The 15,173-nt window shown below is 70.9% G+C and carries 14 protein-coding genes; 9 read left to right on the top strand and 5 right to left on the bottom strand.

Features of this window, described 5'->3' with window-relative positions; all coding sequences use genetic code 11:
- Nucleotides 1–15 precede the first annotated feature (15 nt).
- Nucleotides 16–963, bottom strand: coding sequence for an ROK family glucokinase (locus YWW_RS0105350; protein ID WP_026929307.1), 948 nt, complete (start codon nt 961–963; stop codon nt 16–18).
- 368 nt (nt 964–1,331) lie between these two features.
- Between YWW_RS0105350 and YWW_RS0105345 the strand changes: the two genes are divergently transcribed.
- Genes YWW_RS0105345 through YWW_RS0105335 form a run of 3 tightly spaced genes read left to right on the top strand, consistent with a single transcriptional unit; the run spans nt 1,332 to nt 5,583 of the window.
- The gene (locus tag YWW_RS0105345) at nt 1,332–3,128 is read left to right on the top strand and encodes an AMP-dependent synthetase/ligase (RefSeq protein WP_026929306.1); all 1,797 of its coding nucleotides are present in this window, start codon (nt 1,332–1,334) and stop codon (nt 3,126–3,128) included.
- A 9-nt stretch (nt 3,129–3,137) separates the two neighbouring features.
- Nucleotides 3,138–4,922, top strand: coding sequence for a sensor histidine kinase (locus YWW_RS28450; RefSeq protein ID WP_081687211.1), 1,785 nt, complete (start codon nt 3,138–3,140; stop codon nt 4,920–4,922).
- The gene (locus YWW_RS0105335; RefSeq protein ID WP_026929305.1) at nt 4,912–5,583 is read left to right on the top strand and encodes a response regulator transcription factor; all 672 of its coding nucleotides are present in this window, start codon (nt 4,912–4,914) and stop codon (nt 5,581–5,583) included. Before YWW_RS28450 ends, YWW_RS0105335 begins: the two co-directional genes overlap by 11 nt.
- 24 nt (nt 5,584–5,607) lie before the next feature.
- On the opposite strand, the gene YWW_RS0105330 is transcribed toward YWW_RS0105335, so the two are convergent.
- The gene (locus YWW_RS0105330) at nt 5,608–6,744 is read right to left on the bottom strand and encodes a glycosyltransferase (RefSeq protein ID WP_026929304.1); all 1,137 of its coding nucleotides are present in this window, start codon (nt 6,742–6,744) and stop codon (nt 5,608–5,610) included.
- A 152-nt stretch (nt 6,745–6,896) separates the two neighbouring features.
- Here YWW_RS0105330 and YWW_RS0105325 point away from each other — a divergent pair, with 152 nt between their 5' ends.
- On the top strand, nt 6,897–8,237 hold the full coding sequence (locus YWW_RS0105325) for an NYN domain-containing protein (RefSeq protein WP_026929303.1): 1,341 nt from the start codon (nt 6,897–6,899) through the stop codon (nt 8,235–8,237).
- On the opposite strand, the gene YWW_RS0105320 is transcribed toward YWW_RS0105325, so the two are convergent.
- Nucleotides 8,234–8,662 (bottom strand): RDD family protein, encoded by a 429-nt coding sequence (locus YWW_RS0105320; RefSeq protein WP_026929302.1) that lies wholly within the window; start codon nt 8,660–8,662, stop codon nt 8,234–8,236. The genes YWW_RS0105325 and YWW_RS0105320 overlap by 4 nt on opposite strands.
- Before the next feature lie 310 nt (nt 8,663–8,972).
- On the opposite strand from YWW_RS0105320, the gene glnA reads away from it, so the two are divergent.
- From glnA to YWW_RS0105295, 5 genes are all read left to right on the top strand, one after another.
- On the top strand, nt 8,973–10,397 hold the full coding sequence (glnA, locus tag YWW_RS0105315; protein WP_026929301.1) for a type I glutamate--ammonia ligase: 1,425 nt from the start codon (nt 8,973–8,975) through the stop codon (nt 10,395–10,397).
- A 104-nt stretch (nt 10,398–10,501) separates the two neighbouring features.
- Nucleotides 10,502–11,203: an AzlC family ABC transporter permease gene (locus YWW_RS0105310; RefSeq protein WP_026929300.1), complete on the top strand. Its 702-nt coding sequence runs from the start codon at nt 10,502–10,504 to the stop codon at nt 11,201–11,203.
- Nucleotides 11,200–11,511, top strand: coding sequence for an AzlD domain-containing protein (locus tag YWW_RS0105305; protein WP_026929299.1), 312 nt, complete (start codon nt 11,200–11,202; stop codon nt 11,509–11,511). The genes YWW_RS0105310 and YWW_RS0105305 overlap by 4 nt, the downstream gene beginning before the upstream one ends.
- A 44-nt stretch (nt 11,512–11,555) precedes the next feature.
- Entirely contained in the window at nt 11,556–12,257 is a 702-nt protein-coding gene (locus YWW_RS0105300; protein WP_035699489.1) for an AzlC family ABC transporter permease, read from the top strand.
- A complete protein-coding gene (locus YWW_RS0105295) occupies nt 12,254–12,562 on the top strand; it encodes an AzlD domain-containing protein (RefSeq protein WP_026929297.1) in 309 nt (102 codons plus the stop codon). Before YWW_RS0105300 ends, YWW_RS0105295 begins: the two co-directional genes overlap by 4 nt.
- Before the next feature lie 81 nt (nt 12,563–12,643).
- On the opposite strand, the gene YWW_RS0105290 is transcribed toward YWW_RS0105295, so the two are convergent.
- Complete coding sequence (locus tag YWW_RS0105290; protein ID WP_026929296.1) at nt 12,644–13,717, bottom strand: LPXTG cell wall anchor domain-containing protein; 1,074 nt, start codon at nt 13,715–13,717, stop codon at nt 12,644–12,646.
- 172 nt (nt 13,718–13,889) lie between these two features.
- Nucleotides 13,890–15,173 carry an RNA polymerase sigma factor gene (locus YWW_RS0105285; protein WP_026929295.1) on the bottom strand — a complete coding sequence of 428 codons (1,284 nt, stop codon included), beginning with the start codon at nt 15,171–15,173 and terminating at the stop codon, nt 13,890–13,892.

The raw sequence follows: 15,173 nt of genomic DNA, 5'->3' as shown, positions 1-15,173 counted from the left end.
GTTCGCGTCTTCGGCTCAGGTCAGCTGCCTGGCCAGGTCGGCCGCGCCGATGACGCCGGCCTTCGAGCCGAGCGTCGCGGCCTGGATCTCGGCGACCGGGAGGTCCGCGCGCTTGGCCAGCGCCTCGGTGTAGTGCTTGCGGATGGGGTCGAGCAGCACGTCGCCGGCCTCCACGACGCCGCCGGCGATGATGACGACGCCGGGGTCGATGAGCTGCACCAGGTCGGCCGCGGAGTTGCCGAGGTAGTAGCCGATGAAGTCGAAGGCGGCGAGGGCGACCTCGTCGCCCTCCCCGGCGGCCTCGGTGATCTCCTTGCCGGTGACGGCGTCGGGGTCGCCGCCGGCGAGCTTGAGCAGGAACCGGGCCTTGTCGGGGTCGGCCTTGGCGCCCTCGCGGGCGGCCTGGGTGAGCGCGCGGCCCGAGGCGTACTGCTCGAGGCAGCCGGTGCGGCCGCACCCGCACTCGCGCCCTTCGGGGACCGAGCGCATGTGGCCGATCTCGGCGGCGACGCCGTTGGTGCCGCGCAGCAGGTTGTCCTTGACGACGATGCCGCCGCCGATGCCGGTGCCGACGGTGTAGAGCACGGAGGAGCGGAAGCCCTTGGCGGCGCCGAAGCGGTGCTCGCCCCAGATGGCGACGTTGGCGTCGTTCTCGACCACGACGGGGAGGTCGACGGCGGCGGCGACCTTGTCGCGCAGCGGCTCGTCCCGCCATGAGAGGTTGGGGGCCAGCATGACCGTGGAGCGGTCGGAGGAGATCCATCCGGCCGCGCCGATGCCGACGGCCTCGATGTCGTGGTCGCCGCGCAGTTCGTCGACGACTTCGCTGACGGCCCGGATGACGCCCGCGGTGTCGTCGGCCGGAGTGGGTCGAAGGGCCGTGGCGAGGATCCGGCCGTCCTCGTCGACGAGGCCGCCGCCGACTTTGGTCCCGCCGATGTCGACCCCGATTGTCAGACTCACTGCTGTCCCTCCAGCGTTGTTCAAGAGCGATGCCGTTGGTTTTTCCGCGACGCTGCGGGCCACCGACAGACTTTACGCGATGTTAATCGCCTGAGCTCCGCGCCCTTTTTCCTACCGCTTTCGGAAGGAGGAGGCCCCGGACCACGGGTACCGTCACAGCATGCGAGTCGGCCGCGGAGCCAATCGAAGCCGCCGAAGCGTCCAAAGGACCGGGAATCCGCGCCACCGACGCCCCGGGCCAGGGAGGCGACCACTATCATCATGGTTCAGCTCACAGTCCCGCCGCGCAAGATCAAGTGACCGACCGGTAACATTAATGTGAGCCGCTTTACAGAGCCGTGAAACCGGCCACACAAAGGAGCCTGTCCATGCGCGAGTTCGCCGTCCCCCCCGTGGTGACAGTGCCAGACGACGACAACACCCTCACCGCTCTCTGGGCCGCCGCCGACGACCATCCCGACTCGATCCTGTACGCCCGCACCTACGACGACGGGCTCACCTGGGAGGACGTGACCGCCGCCGAGTTCCGCGAGCAGGTGGTCGGCGTGGCCAGGGGCCTGGGCGCGGCCGGGATCCAGCCCGGCGACCGGGTCGTGCTCATGTCGCGGACCAGGTACGAGTGGACCCTGTTCGACTACGCGATCTGGGCCGCCGGCGCGGTGACCGTGCCGGTCTACGAGACCTCCTCGCCCGAGCAGGCCGAGTGGATCCTGACCGACTCCGGCGCGGTGGCCGCGATCGTCGAGACCCCCGAGCACCGCCAGATCGTCGAAGGTCTGGCCGAGACGGTCAAGGACATCTGGACGATCGACGAGGGCGCGGTGGAACGGCTCACCGAGTCCGGCAAGGACGCCGACGTCGACATCGAGGAGCGCCGGGCCTCCCGCAAGGCCGACGACCTCGCCACGATCATCTACACCTCGGGCACCACCGGCCGCTCCAAGGGCTGCATGCTCACCCACCGGAACCTGACCGCGAACATCCGCAACATCATCCCCGAAGTCCCGGACGTGCTCTACGACGGCGCGCGGATGCTCATGTTCCTGCCGCTGGCGCACGTGCTGGCCCGGATCCTCCAGGTCGCCGGCGTCGAGTCGCGCACCACGATGGCGCACTTCTCCGACCGCACCAAGCTCGCCCAGATCATGCCCGTGGTCAAGCCGACGACGCTGCTGGCGATCCCGCGCGTGTTCGAGAAGGTCTACAACAACGCCTACCAGAAGGCCGTCGACGGCGGCAAGGCCAAGCTGTTCGACAAGGCCACGGCCGCCGCGAAGGAATACAGCCGGGCGCTGGACTCCTCGGCCGGACCCGGCCTGGCGCTCAAACTGCGCCACAAGCTGTGGGACGTCCTCGTCTACTCCAAGCTGCGGGCCGCGCTCGGCGGCGAGTGCACCTCGGCCGTCTCCGGCGGCGCCGCGCTCGGCAGCGAGCTCGGGCACTTCTTCCGCGGCGTCGGGGTGACGATCTTCGAGGGCTACGGGCTCACCGAGACCTCACCGGTGCTCGCGCTCAACATCCAGAACGCGATCAAGGTCGGCTCGGTCGGTCGCCCCATCCCGAGCACCTCGATGCGCGTCGCCGACGACGGCGAGCTCCAGGCGAAGGGCCCGCAGATCTTCCGCGGCTACTGGAACAACGACGCGGCCACCGCCGAGGTGCTCGACGCCGACGGCTGGTTCTCGACCGGCGACATCGCCGAGATCGACGACGACGGCTACGTCACCATCACCGGCCGCAAGAAGGAGATCATCGTGACCTCCGGGGGCAAGAACGTCGCCCCCGCGCCGCTGGAGAAGGTCCTGGACTCCCACCCGCTCATCGCCTACGCGATGGTCGTCGGCGAGGGCCGCCCCTACATCGGGGCGCTCATCTCGGTGGACGGCGAGATGCTCCCCGACTGGCTGGAGCGCCACGGCAAGGACCCGAAGACCCCGATCGCGGACGCCGCCGAGGACGCCGAGCTGCTCGCCGAGCTCCAAGTGCAGATCGACCGGGCGAACGCGACGGTCTCCCGCGCCGAGCAAATCAAGCGATTCAGGGTCATACCGGTCGAACTGAGCGAAGACGCCGGAGAAATCACCCCCTCAACCAAGGTCAAACGCCACGTCGTCGTGAAAAAATACTCAGACGAGATCAACGCGTTGTACGACGAGCACAGTTAGCGAGGCTGCATGAGCGAGGAGGCGGTCCTCGAACGGCAGTGGCGCCTACCCGCCGTGGCGCTGCGAGCGGTGCTCTTCGCGCTCGTCGCGGCCTTCGGCTGGGCGTCGGTCGGCTTCGCCTCCGCCGCCACCTGGTGCGGCATTCTCGCGCTCACGGCGCTGCCGGGGATCGTCCTCCCCCGCCACCGCGTGCTCGCCCCGGCGGGGCGCCTGGCCGAGGTCGTGGTCGTCGTGCTCGGCACCCTCGCCACCGGCGGACTCCCCGCCTGGATGCTGCCGTACCTGATCGCGCCGTTCGCCACGGCCGCCTTCGACGCGGCCGCCCCCGGCGAACCGGTCCGCTACGCCTGGCTGCGCGACTGGGGGCCGCCGACGCTGCTGGCGATCGCCGCCGTCGGCCTGGTCGTCCAGACCCCGCGGCTGCCGTCGTTCGACCGCGGCACCTACGTCACCACCGTGGCCGTCGCACTGGCCTTCGGCATGGCCTCGGCGGTCGGCGCGTGGTGGCTGCGCCGCTCCCGCAGGAGCGACCTGAGCCATTCGCAACTGCCGTACGCCGAGGCCGCGGCCCTGCTGACGCAGCTGCGGGTTGTCGCCCGGCAGCTCCCCGGCTCCACGCTCGACCCCGGCGGCATCGCCACCGAACTGGTCGACACGGTCGTGCGCATCCCCGGCGCCGACCGGGCGGCCGTCCTCGCCGCGTCCTCGGGCCGGCGGCTCGTGGTCCTGGCCCAGCATGCCGACGAACGGGTCGACTGGGAGACCTCGCCGCAGATGAACGCGCTCCTGGCCGACGCCTGGGCCGGGCAGAAACCGCAGGCCGGACAGCTGCCGCTGTCGCGATCGACGCAGGGCCCGGTGGCGTCGCTGGTGATCCCGCTGGTCGCCGAGGGCCGCACCGTCGGCCTCGTGGCGATCGAGTCCGACGACCCGGCGGCGTTCGGCGCCGAGTCCATTACCGACGCCGAGGAGCAGACCAAGGGCGCCGCGCTGCGGCTGGAGACGGCGCTGCTGTTCGAGGACGTCAGGTCGATGGCGACCACCGAGGAGCGCCAGCGGCTGGCCCGCGAGATCCACGACGGCATCGCCCAGGAGCTCGCGATGCTCGGCTACGGCATCGACAACGCGATGGCGGTCCTGCCGGACGACGCCGGCGAGGCCTCGACCGAACTCGAGGACCTGCGCAGCGAGGTCACCCGTCTGGTGACCGAGCTTCGCTTCTCGCTGTTCGAACTGCGTTCGAACGTCGACCGCCAAGGCGGGCTGGCATCGGCCATCGCGGACTATGCTCGTACTGTGGGCGCCTCCGCCGGACTGCGGGTCCACCTGTCGCTCGACGAAGGCGGGGCCCGGCTCCCGGCGAGCACCGAAGCCGAGCTGCTCAGGATCGCTCAGGAGGCGATCACCAACGCCCGGAAGCACGCCCGGGCCGAGAACCTCTGGGTCACCTGCGAAGTCGACCCGCCGTACACGCGGATCGAGGTCACCGACGACGGCCAGGGACTGGCCGGGGAGGCCTCCGAGGGGCGGTACGGGCTGGCGATCATGAGCGAGCGCGCCGAGCGGATCAGGGGCTCGCTGGAGATCCGGCCCCACCAGCCGCACGGCACCACCGTGGCGGTGGTGCTCAACGCCTCCGCCCGTCCGACCCCGAAGACCTCGCCTTCGCACCCGGGGGCCGAGGAGTGGGCGGCCGCCGACCGCATGGCTTCAACCGAACAGAGCACTACCGCGCCCATCGGGTCCACCGGATCCGAGGTAGCCGATGAGGAAAGAGACAGAGATGAACGCTGACGCGCCTGAATCGACCGGTCAGACGACGGTCCTGATCGTCGACGACCACGATCTGATCCGCAAGGGCCTTCGGCACGCCTTCGACCGCGACCCCCAGTTCGAGGTCGTCGGCGAGGCCGACACGGCCGGCGACGGCCTGCGCCTGGCCGCCTCGCTGATGCCCAGCGTCGTCATCATGGATCTCCGCCTCCCCGACGGCTCCGGACTGGACGCGACGCGCAAGCTCCGCAAGGCCCACCCGAACATGGGCATCGTGGTGCTGACGATGTACGCGGGCGACGACCAGCTGTTCGGCGCGCTGGACGCGGGTGCGAGCGCGTTCGTGCCGAAGAGCGCCCCCGCGAACGACGTGGTCTCGGCGGCGCGGCACGCCGCGTCGAACCCGACGGCGTTCAGCGCCGCGGACCTGGCCGAGGCGATGCAGCGCCGCCTGACGCCCACGGGCCCGCAGCTGTCGCCCCGGGAGTCGCAGGTGCTCAAGCTGCTCGCCGACGGCCTGTCCGTGGCCGGGATCGCGAAGCAGCTGTACGTCTCGGAGTCGACGGCGAAGACGCACATCTCGAAGCTGTACGAGAAGCTCGGCGCGGGCAACCGCGCGCAGGCGCTGATGACGGCCCTGAAGCTGGGTCTCCTGGAAGCCCCCGACCAGCCGAAGTTCTAGGGGTGTCCGGCTCGCCAGACGCCCCTAGACGGTTTCGCCGTAGAGCATGGCCTCGAGGCGGCCGGCCTGGCGGTCCCACGTCCACTCGCCGCACGCCCACTCCCGACTGGCCGCCCCGAACTTCTCGGCCAGCGGCCGGTCGGTGAGGACCTGCGTGAGGCGGTGGGCGATCTCGCCGACGTCCCGACCGTCGACCACCCAGCCCGACTGGTCGTGCAGCACGGTGTCCGGCGCGCCCCCGGAGTCCCCGGCGATGACCGGCAGGCCGCACGCGGCGGCCTCCAGGAACACCGCGCCCAGCCCTTCGACGTCCAGGCCATGGCGGCGGGTGCGGCACGGCATCGCGAACACGTCCCCGGCCGCGAAGTGCGGGGCGAGCTCGTGCTCGGGGACCGCGCCGGTGAAGGTCACCGCGTGCTCCACGCGGTGGTGGCGGGCCAGTTCCCGCAGCCGGTTCCCGTAAGGGCCCTGGCCGACGACGAGCAGCCGCACGTCCTCGCCGACCAGCTCGCGGACGCGCGGGAGGGCCGCGATCAGCTTGTCCTGGCCCTTGCGCGGCACCAGCCGCGAGACGCACACGATCACCGGCAGCTCGCCGAGGGCGTGGCGGGCGCGGATCGGGGCGCCGTCGACGTGCGGGTTGAACGTCTCGGTGTCGATCCCGAAGGTCAGCTGCTCGAGGCGGGTGAGCTCCCCGGCGACGGGGGCGAGCCGCCGGTAGGTGTAGCCGCCCAGGTAGGTCATGACGTCGAGCGACCCGGCGATGCGCCGCAGCGTCCCGCGAGTGCCGGGCATCATCGCCCAGCCGACCTCGTGGCCGTGGGTGAGCGCGATGGCCCGCTCGATGCCGGTGTCGTGCAGCAGGCCCGCGGCGAGGAGGCCGAGCGGGGCGGCGGCGCCGAACCACACGCGGTCGCACCGGTGCTCGCGGGCGATCGCGGTGACGGCCCTGGCCACCCGCGGCGTCGGCAGGAGCATCGAGGTCCGGTCGCGGACCACGGTGAATGGCTGGGCGGCGTCGAATTCGGCGTGGCCGGGAGAGGTCGAGGTGTAGACGACCAGGTCGTCGGACGGCAGCCGCAGCGCCATGCCGTGTACGAAGGTCTGGATGCCGCCCCTGCGGGGCGGAAAGTCGTTCGTCACCAGCAGCGTTCGGCTCATCATGCCCCCTCCATGACTGCTCCAGTCTGTCACGCCGGATCGGATTCCGAAGGAATCCGGGGTGTACGCCCGGAGTCGGTTCGCCGCCGGCGGGCGGGGCGTCCGCGCACGCGATCGGTGCGGCCGGTGACGGCGGTGGCACACTGGTGCCCATGACGAGCGGCGACGACGGTCAGGAGCCCACGGACCGAGACGAACCCGAACCGGCGGTCTTCCTGACCGAGCCGGTGCGCCGCAGGACCGTCGAAATCGCCTCCGCCGCCATGCGGGGCCTGCCGCCCGCGAAGGTCCCGGCGAAGCTGCGCCGCTTCCTCAAGTTCAATCCGGCCAGGCGCGCCAAGCTGGCCCGCGCCGACATCGCCGCGGAGCTGGCCGGCGGCGACGAGTTCCGCGCGCGCTTGGGCGAGGTCCTCGAGTCGACCGACGCGCCGCTGGTGCGGGCGATCAGCGACGGGAAGCCCGTCTCGGCGATGGCCGACCCCTCCGAGGTGGCCGCCCTCGCCTACCTGCTGCGGCCCGAGGGCTGGCGGACGCTGGTGGCGAACGCGGCCGAGGCCTCCCGCGAGGAGCCGAAGGCCGCCGCGGCGGCGGAACCGGCCGACGCGGAGGCCGCGCGGCGGCTCGCCTCGGCCGACAAGGAGAACCAGCGGCTGCGCGGAGCCCTGGCCGAGCAGCGCTCGGCGGCGAGCGGGCTCCAGGAGGAACTGCGCAGGGCGCGCAAGGACCTGCGCGAGGCCGAGGAGCGGATCGCGAAGCTCAGCGGGGACCTGGCCGCCGAGCGCGGCCGGCTCAAGCAGGCCGACTCGGAGCGCCGGGCCGAGCGGCGCCGCCTCGAGGGCGAAGTGGAGTCGCTGCGCACGCAGCTCGAGGAGATCCGGCGGGCCGGGCGCGAGGCGGACCGGCTCGCGGACTCGCGGCTGTGGCTGCTGATGGAGACGCTGTCGGGCACCGCGATCGGGCTGCGCCGCGAGCTGGGGCTCGAGCCGGTGGCCGAGCGCCCGGCCGACTACGTCGCCGAGGAGCACTGCGCCGAGCCCGACACGCGGGAGGCGGAGGGCTCGCGGGGACTGGAGCAGACCGATCCGCAGCGGCTCGACCATCTGCTGTCGCTGCCGAACTCGCATCTGATCGTCGACGGCTACAACGTCACCATCAGCGCGTGGGGCGACACGCTGACGCTGGAGCAGCAGCGCAACCGGCTCGTGCAGGGGCTGGGGGCGCTGGCGACGCAGACGAACGCCGAGATCACGGTGGTCTTCGACGGCGCGGACCCGATCTTCGGGGCGAAGCCGAGCGCGCGCGGGGTGCGGGTGCTGTTCAGCGCGAAGGGCGAGATCGCCGACGACGTGGTGGTGGACCTGGCCAGGGTGGAGCCGAAGGGACGGCCGGTCGTCGTGGTCTCCTCGGACCGGGAGGTCGCCGACCGGGTGCGGCGGCACGACGCCTACACGGTGCCCTCGCCGATGCTGGTGAAGCGGATCCAGCGTGGTTAGGCTCCCGCGACTTTGAGCATGACCGATCCGGCGGCCCGGTCGTGCAGTCCGCGGTGGTAGGGGTCGGCCAGCGTGGTGAGCGCCGGGAGGACCAGCGAGAGCAGCACCGCGCGGAGGACGGCCCGCGGCAGGCCGAGCCGGCCGCCGGTGGCGGCCGAGACGCAGGCGATCCGCATGATCGCCATGCCCAGGCTCTGGGAGCCGACGGTCATGGCGAAGGAGTAGTAGACGATGAACAGGACCGGGGTCGCGACGTTGACGCCGGCGGGGCCGGGGATCCCCAGGCCGATCCATTCGAGGAGATAGGTGAGCACCAGGCACGCGACCCAGTCGATGAACAGGGCCGTGAAGCGTTCGCCGAGACCGGCGAGATCCTGTCCGGCCTCGTCCGCTCCGGCTTCCGCGCCACCGCGTTCGGTCGTCATGGCGCGAGTCTACGGGCCGGTCGTTCAGCGGCCGTCTTCAGTGCCGTGAACAGTGGGTTCGGTCAACAGATGGCGGCGTAACAGCTTCAAGTAACACGCGCGAAACATTTGATTTACGCTGAGGCAACTGATCGCGGATAGCGTTTCGCCTAATACCCGCGGTGTCGACAGCGACGTCGGTGCCAGCATGGCGACGCCTGCGAGCCATGAATCGGCCCAGCGACGGCGCTCGCGAGCCGGATGCCGGCACCATGGCGAGACTCGCGAGCCATGATCTCAGCTCCATATACCTACCGAGAGGAACACCTTCGTGTTTTCCAGCCCAGAAGAGCTCCTCGGCTACGTCCGCGACAACGACGTGAAGTTCATCGACGTCCGCTTCTGCGACCTGCCCGGGGTCATGCAGCACTTCAACGTCCCGGCGGCGAGCTTCGACGCCGACCTGCTGGAGGAGGGCCTCGCCTTCGACGGCTCCTCGATCCGCGGCTTCCAGGAGATCCACGAGTCGGACATGCTCCTGCTCCCCGACGTCGCCACCGCGTTCGTCGACCCGTTCCGCGAGCAGAAGACGCTCGCGCTGAACTTCTTCATCCACGACCCCTTCACGCGCGAGGCCTACAGCCGCGACCCGCGCAACATCGCCAAGAAGGCCGAGCAGTACCTGGCCGGGAGCGGCATCGCCGACACCGCCTACTTCGGCGCCGAGGCCGAGTTCTACATCTTCGACTCGATCCGCTTCGACCAGACCGCCAACGAGGCGTTCTACCACATCGACTCGGTCGAGGGCGCGTGGAACACCGGCGCCGAGGAGGCCGGCGGCAACCTCGGTTACAAGCCACGCCACAAGGGCGGGTACTTCCCGGTCGGCCCCGTCGACCACTTCGCCGACCTGCGCGACAGCATGGTCACCAAGCTGATCGACGCCGGCCTCACGATCGAGCGGGCCCACCACGAGGTCGGCACCGCCGGCCAGGCCGAGATCAACTACCGCTTCTCGACGCTGCTGCACTCCGGCGACGACGTCCAGAAGTTCAAGTACATCGTCAAGAACACCGCCACCCAGGCCGGCAAGACGGTGACGTTCATGCCCAAGCCGCTGTTCGGCGACAACGGCTCCGGCATGCACACCCACCAGTCGCTGTGGTCCGCGGGCGAGCCGCTGTTCTACGACGAGACCGGCTACGCCGGCCTGTCGGACACCGCCAGGTACTACATCGGCGGCCTGCTCAAGCACGCGCCGAGCCTGCTGGCGTTCACCAACCCGAGCGTGAACTCCTACCGCCGCCTGGTGCCCGGCTTCGAGGCCCCGGTGAACCTGGTCTACTCGCAGCGCAACCGCTCGGCCTGCACCCGCATCCCGGTCACGGGGTCGAACGCGAAGGCCAAGCGCGTCGAGTTCCGCGTGCCGGACCCGTCGTCGAACCCGTACCTGGCGTTCTCGGCCATGCTCATGGCCGGCCTCGACGGCATCAAGAACAAGATCGAGCCGCCGGCGCCGGTCGACAAGGACCTGTACGAGCTCGGCCCGGAGGAGTACGGCGACATCGCGCAGGTGCCCGGCTCCCTCGACAAGGTGCTCGACAACCTCGAGGCCGACCACGACTTCCTCACCGAGGGCGGCGTGTTCACCCCGGACCTCATCGAGACGTGGATCGAGTACAAGCGCGAGAACGAGATCGACCCGATCCGCCTGCGCCCGACGCCGCACGAGTTCGACCTGTACTACGAGGTGTAGCGAGGTCTGAGAGCCCGATGCCCCCGGGGGCGCGGCCGGTGACGAACCGGCCGCGCCCTTTCTCCGTCCGGTCGGCCGTCGCCGCTCGGGGGTAGCTTTGCCGAGTGCCTTCACGTCTCATCCGCACCATCGGCCCGGAGCTGCTGCGCGACATCTCGGCGCTCGCGACGGGCATCCTGATCGTCGGCGTCTCCTTCGGCGCGATCGCCACCGCCGAGGGCCTCCCGTGGTGGCAGGCGACGGCGATGTCGGCGCTGGTGTTCGCCGGCGCCTCCCAGTTCGCGACGCTGGGGATCATGACCACCGGCGGCGGACTGCTCGCCGGGGTCGCGGCCGGGCTGATCCTCAACATGCGGCACATCCCCTACGGCATGGCCGTCGGCGGCCTGTACTGGACGAGCCTGCGGTCCAAGCTTCTCGGCACGCACTTGCTGCTGGACCAGTCCACGGCGTTCGCCCTCGCCGCCGGAGAGGACCGCCGCCGGGCCAGGATCGCGTTCTGGACGGTCGGGGCCACCGTGTTCGTGGTCTGGAACATCGGGACCGTGATCGGGGCGCTGGCCGGGCAGTTCATCGCCGATCCCGCGGTCCTCGGGCTCGACGCCGCGCTCCCGGCGATCCTGCTCTCCCTGGTGCTGCCGGCGCTGCGCGACAGGCCCACGCTGCTGGCCGGTCTCGCGGGCACGGCGATCGCGCTGGTCACGAGCCTGTTCCTGCCCGCCGGTCTGCCGGTGCTGCTGGCGCTGCTCGGGCTCGTGGTCATGTGGCGCGGCACCAAGCCGAAGGAACGGGAGGCGGCGTCATGACGATGCTGGCGGCGATCATCGCGCTCGCGGCGGGGACGTTCCTGATCCGGCTCGCCGGTCCCGTCCTGCGCAACCGCTTCACCATGTCCGAGCGGACCGAGACGATCCTGAAGGCCGGCGCGACCGTCGTGCTCCTGGCGCTGACGGTGACCTCGACGCTCATCGTCGAGGGCGAGTTCGCCGGTTGGGCGCTGCCGGCCGGCGTCCTCGTCGGCGGGGTCCTGGCCTGGAAGCGACTGCCGCTGGCGGTCGTCGTGGTCGCCGCCGCGGCCACCACGGCACTGCTGCGCCTCGCGGGCATCGCCTGACAGGCGGCCGTTCAAGGCGGCCCTCGTTCGGGTAACCGTGCGGGATGGCCTTCCGAGTCTTCACGGTGATCGGCCGGGACCTGCTGCGCGACACCGCCGCCTATAGCGTCGGGATCGCCGTCGCGGGCGCCGCCTTCGCGGCCCTGGCGACCGCCCAGGGGCTGCCGTGGTGGATCACCTGGGCCATGTCGATCTTCGTCTACGCGGGCACGGCGCAGTTCGCGGCGCTCGGCGTCGCCGCGGCGGGCGGCGGCGGACTGGCGATCGTCGCCACCGGGCTCGTCCTCAACCTCCGCCACATCCCGTACGGGCTGGCGGTCGGGCACCTGTACTGGGACCGGTGGTGGACCCGCATCCTCGGGACGCAGAACCTGCTCGACACCACCACGGCCTTCGCACTGGCCGAAGGGGACGACCGGCGCCGCGCCGAGATCGCGTACTGGACCACCGGCGCCGGGAACGCCGTGGCGTGGGTGATCGGGAACCTCGCGGGCATGTTCATCGGCGGCTGGATCGCCGAGCCCGAGACGCTGGGCCTGGACGCGGCGCTGCCCGCGATCATCCTGGCGCTGGTGCTCCCGAGTCTGAAGGACCGCGGGACGCTGCTCGCGGCCGTGACCGGAGCGGCGATCGCCTTGGCGACCAGCCCGTTCCTGCCCGCGGGGATACCGGTGCTGCTGGCGCTGCTCGGGCTCGTCTTCGTCTGGCCCCGCAAGGGGCGCGAGCGGGAGGAGGCGCCCCGGTGACGTGGATCGATGTCGCGGTGCTGGCGGTCGGCACGTTCCTGATCCGGCTCTCGGGACCGCTGCTGCGCGGGCGCGTCGACCTGTCCGAGGAGACCGAGGAGTTCCTCAAGCGCGGTGCGACGGTGGTACTGGTCGCCTTGGTGGCGACCTCCTCGGTCATGGTCGAGAACGAGTGGGCCGGGTGGGCGCTGCCGGCCGGCGTCCTCGTCGGCGGGGTCCTGGCCTGGAAGCGACTGCCGCTGGCCGTCGTCGTGGTCGCCGCCGCGGCCACCACGGCACTGCTGCGCCTCGGCGGCGTCGATTGAACGCGAAAGGGGCCGCGCAGCCGAGCTGCGCGGCCCCTCGTCTCAGATCGGCTGGAAGCCTATCCCACAGACAGGATCGGTCTACCAGTCGGCAGCCGCACGGCGGCGACGCGCGATGAAGAACAGCACGGCGGCGGCGACCACGAGGGCGGCGGCGGCGCTGATCATGATGGTCATCGAGGAACCGGTTTCCGGCAGCTGAGCCGCGGGAGTGGGCGACTCGCCGGCCGGGGCCTCCTCGCAACCCTCGGGCTTGGTCCAGGGGACCTCACCGGTGTACTCGCTCTTGCCGTCGTTGATCACATAGGAGACGGTGAGCTCGTCGCCGGTGGCGGGGAACTCGACGATCTCGGGCTCGGCACCAGGCTCGAGCACGACGACGACCTCGTCGCCCTCGCTCGGAGTGAGCGTGACGGTGGTCTCAGCGGCGGTCTCGGGGACGGAGAGTTCGAACTCGAGGCCGTCGCAGGTGTCGTACACGACACCCCACTCGCAGGTGAGGCTCTCGGCGTTCCAGGTGAAGACGCCGACCTCGGTCTCGCCAGTGGTGACCGTGACGGTCAGACCCGCCGCGGGGTCCTCCACGGCGAAGAACTCGGTGACGGGCTCGCCGACCGCGGGGGTCACGGTGACGGGCTCGCCGGTGCTCGGGGTCATGGTGATCTCGGCGAGCGTGTCATTGTTGTTGCCGACGATGACGGTCAGGCCGAGGCAGTCGCTCACGGCGCTGGCGCTGACCTCGGGCTCATCTCCCGGGGGCTCCTCGGAGCAGGTGCCGTCGAAGACGACGTGACCGGCCGCCTCGCCGTCGATCTGGTTGTCCTGGCCCTCATACCAGACGGACGAGACCTCGAGGTGAGCCTCGGTGGCCGAAGCGGGGTAGAGCTGGGTTCCGGTGAAGCTCTTGCCAACGGCGTCGACCTGGAGGTTCCCGTCGATCGCGGGGTCGGTGGGGTTGATCTCGGTGATCTTGCCGTCAACGGGTCCGACCAGCTCGACGTTCCAGGTCACCTCCCAGCCGCCGTCGACGCACTCGGCGGTGCCGGTGATCTCGGGGTGATGGGCCTGTGCGGCCGAAGCGAACGTGACTGCGCCGGCGACGCCGAGGGCGACGCTTCCGGCCAGTCCCAGCACCCGCTTGAGGGTACGGTTCATGATTCTCCTAAGTGATGACAATGCTCATGGGGGTAATTGGAGGGCTTCGCAAGGTCGGGGGCAGAAAACCGACCTGCTCAGGGACCCTACCAATGAGACACGTCGCGACTTGAAGAAAGGTCGCATAACAATCGAATAACAGAGAAGCCTTGACGCCCTGTGACGCAAGGGATCAAACGGCGTCGCCGAGGTCTCCCGCACGGCGCCGCAGCTGTCCTTTTTCACGGAGATTGTCGGTCAGCTCGGCGGCGTGCTCGAATGCGTTCCGTGCCTCCTCCGCGCGCCCCATGCGCTCCAGCATCTCGCCGCGCACGGCCGGCACGAGGTGGTAGTCCTTCAGCGCGGGCAGCTCGGCGATCTCGTCGACCAGTTCGAGCCCGCGCTCGGGGCCGAAGGCCATCCCGAAGGCGACCGCCCGGTTGAGTGCGACGACCGGCGAGGGCTGCACGGCGAGCAGCCGGGAGTACAGGCCGGCGATCCGCACCCAGTCGGTCTCGTCGGCGCCGGCCGCACGGGCGTGGCAGGCCGCGATCGCGGCCTGGAGCACGTATGGCCCGGCGTCGTCGCCCCAGGCGCTGGAGCGGTGGAGGGTCGCCAGGCCGCGCCGGATCAGCAACCGGTCCCACTTCGCGCGGTTCTGCTCGGGCAGCGGCACCGGCTCGCCGTCGGCGTCGGTGCGGGCTCGCGCCCGCGAGGCCTGGAAGTCGAGCAGGGCGGCCAGGCCGAAGACCTCGGGCTGGTCGGGCAGCAGGGCCGTGAGGCGCTGGGCGAGCCGCATGGCGTCCTCGCACAGCTGCGGACGCATGAGGTCGTCGCCGACGGTGGCGGTGTAGCCCTCGTTGAAGATCAGGTAGACGACCTCGAGCACCGCTTCGAGCCGCTCGCCGAACTCGGCGGGCGAGGGCGCCTCGAAGGTCACGCCCGCCGCCTCGAGCTTGCGTTTGGCGCGCACGATGCGCTGGGCGACGGTGGGCTCGCTGGTGAGGTAGGCGCGGGCGATCTCGCCGGTGGTGAGCCCTGCGGCGGCCTTGAGGGTCAGGGCGGCGCGCGCCTCGATCGACAGGACGGGGTGGCAGGCGCAGAAGACGACGCGGAGCAGCTCATCGCCGATGTCGTCGTCCAGCTCGGATTCGGCTTCGGCGATCGGGTCCTCGGACTGGCCGGAGGCCTCCAACTGCCGGGCCACCTGCTCGTACTTGCCCTTGAGGTTCTGGTCGCGTCTGATGCGGTCGACCGCGCGGCGTTTGGCGGTGACCATGAGCCAGGCGCCCGGCTTGTCGGGCACGCCTTCGGCGGGCCACTGCTCCAGGGCGGCGATGACGGCGTCGGAGGCGAGCTCCTCGGCGAGGCCGACGTCGTTCACGGTGCGGGCGAGGACGGCGATGATCTTGGCGGACTCCAGCCGCCACACCGCCTCGACCGTTCTGTGAACGCCGTCGGTCCGCTCGCCGATCAT

The organism is Glycomyces tenuis DSM 44171 (assembly GCF_000427885.1).
Taxonomy (GTDB): domain Bacteria; phylum Actinomycetota; class Actinomycetes; order Mycobacteriales; family Micromonosporaceae; genus Glycomyces; species Glycomyces tenuis.
The sequence above is the reverse complement of the archived record's forward strand: the minus strand, read 5'-3'. Positions and strand labels throughout refer to the sequence as shown.

What these genes read in the sequence shown, in the direction of transcription:
- YWW_RS0105330 (WP_026929304.1), bottom strand. Translation starts at nt 6,744, where the DNA reads ATGAGCCGAACGCTGCTGGTGACGAACGACTTTCCGCCCCGCAGGGGC.
- YWW_RS0105335 (WP_026929305.1), top strand. Translation starts at nt 4,912, where the DNA reads ATGAACGCTGACGCGCCTGAATCGACCGGTCAGACGACGGTCCTGATC.
- YWW_RS0105345 (WP_026929306.1), top strand. Translation starts at nt 1,332, where the DNA reads ATGCGCGAGTTCGCCGTCCCCCCCGTGGTGACAGTGCCAGACGACGAC.
- YWW_RS0105285 (WP_026929295.1), bottom strand. Translation starts at nt 15,173, where the DNA reads ATGATCGGCGAGCGGACCGACGGCGTTCACAGAACGGTCGAGGCGGTG.
- YWW_RS0105300 (WP_035699489.1), top strand. Translation starts at nt 11,556, where the DNA reads ATGGCCTTCCGAGTCTTCACGGTGATCGGCCGGGACCTGCTGCGCGAC.
- YWW_RS0105290 (WP_026929296.1), bottom strand. Translation starts at nt 13,717, where the DNA reads ATGAACCGTACCCTCAAGCGGGTGCTGGGACTGGCCGGAAGCGTCGCC.
- YWW_RS0105320 (WP_026929302.1), bottom strand. Translation starts at nt 8,662, where the DNA reads ATGACGACCGAACGCGGTGGCGCGGAAGCCGGAGCGGACGAGGCCGGA.
- YWW_RS0105305 (WP_026929299.1), top strand. Translation starts at nt 11,200, where the DNA reads ATGACGATGCTGGCGGCGATCATCGCGCTCGCGGCGGGGACGTTCCTG.
- YWW_RS28450 (WP_081687211.1), top strand. Translation starts at nt 3,138, where the DNA reads ATGAGCGAGGAGGCGGTCCTCGAACGGCAGTGGCGCCTACCCGCCGTG.
- YWW_RS0105325 (WP_026929303.1), top strand. Translation starts at nt 6,897, where the DNA reads ATGACGAGCGGCGACGACGGTCAGGAGCCCACGGACCGAGACGAACCC.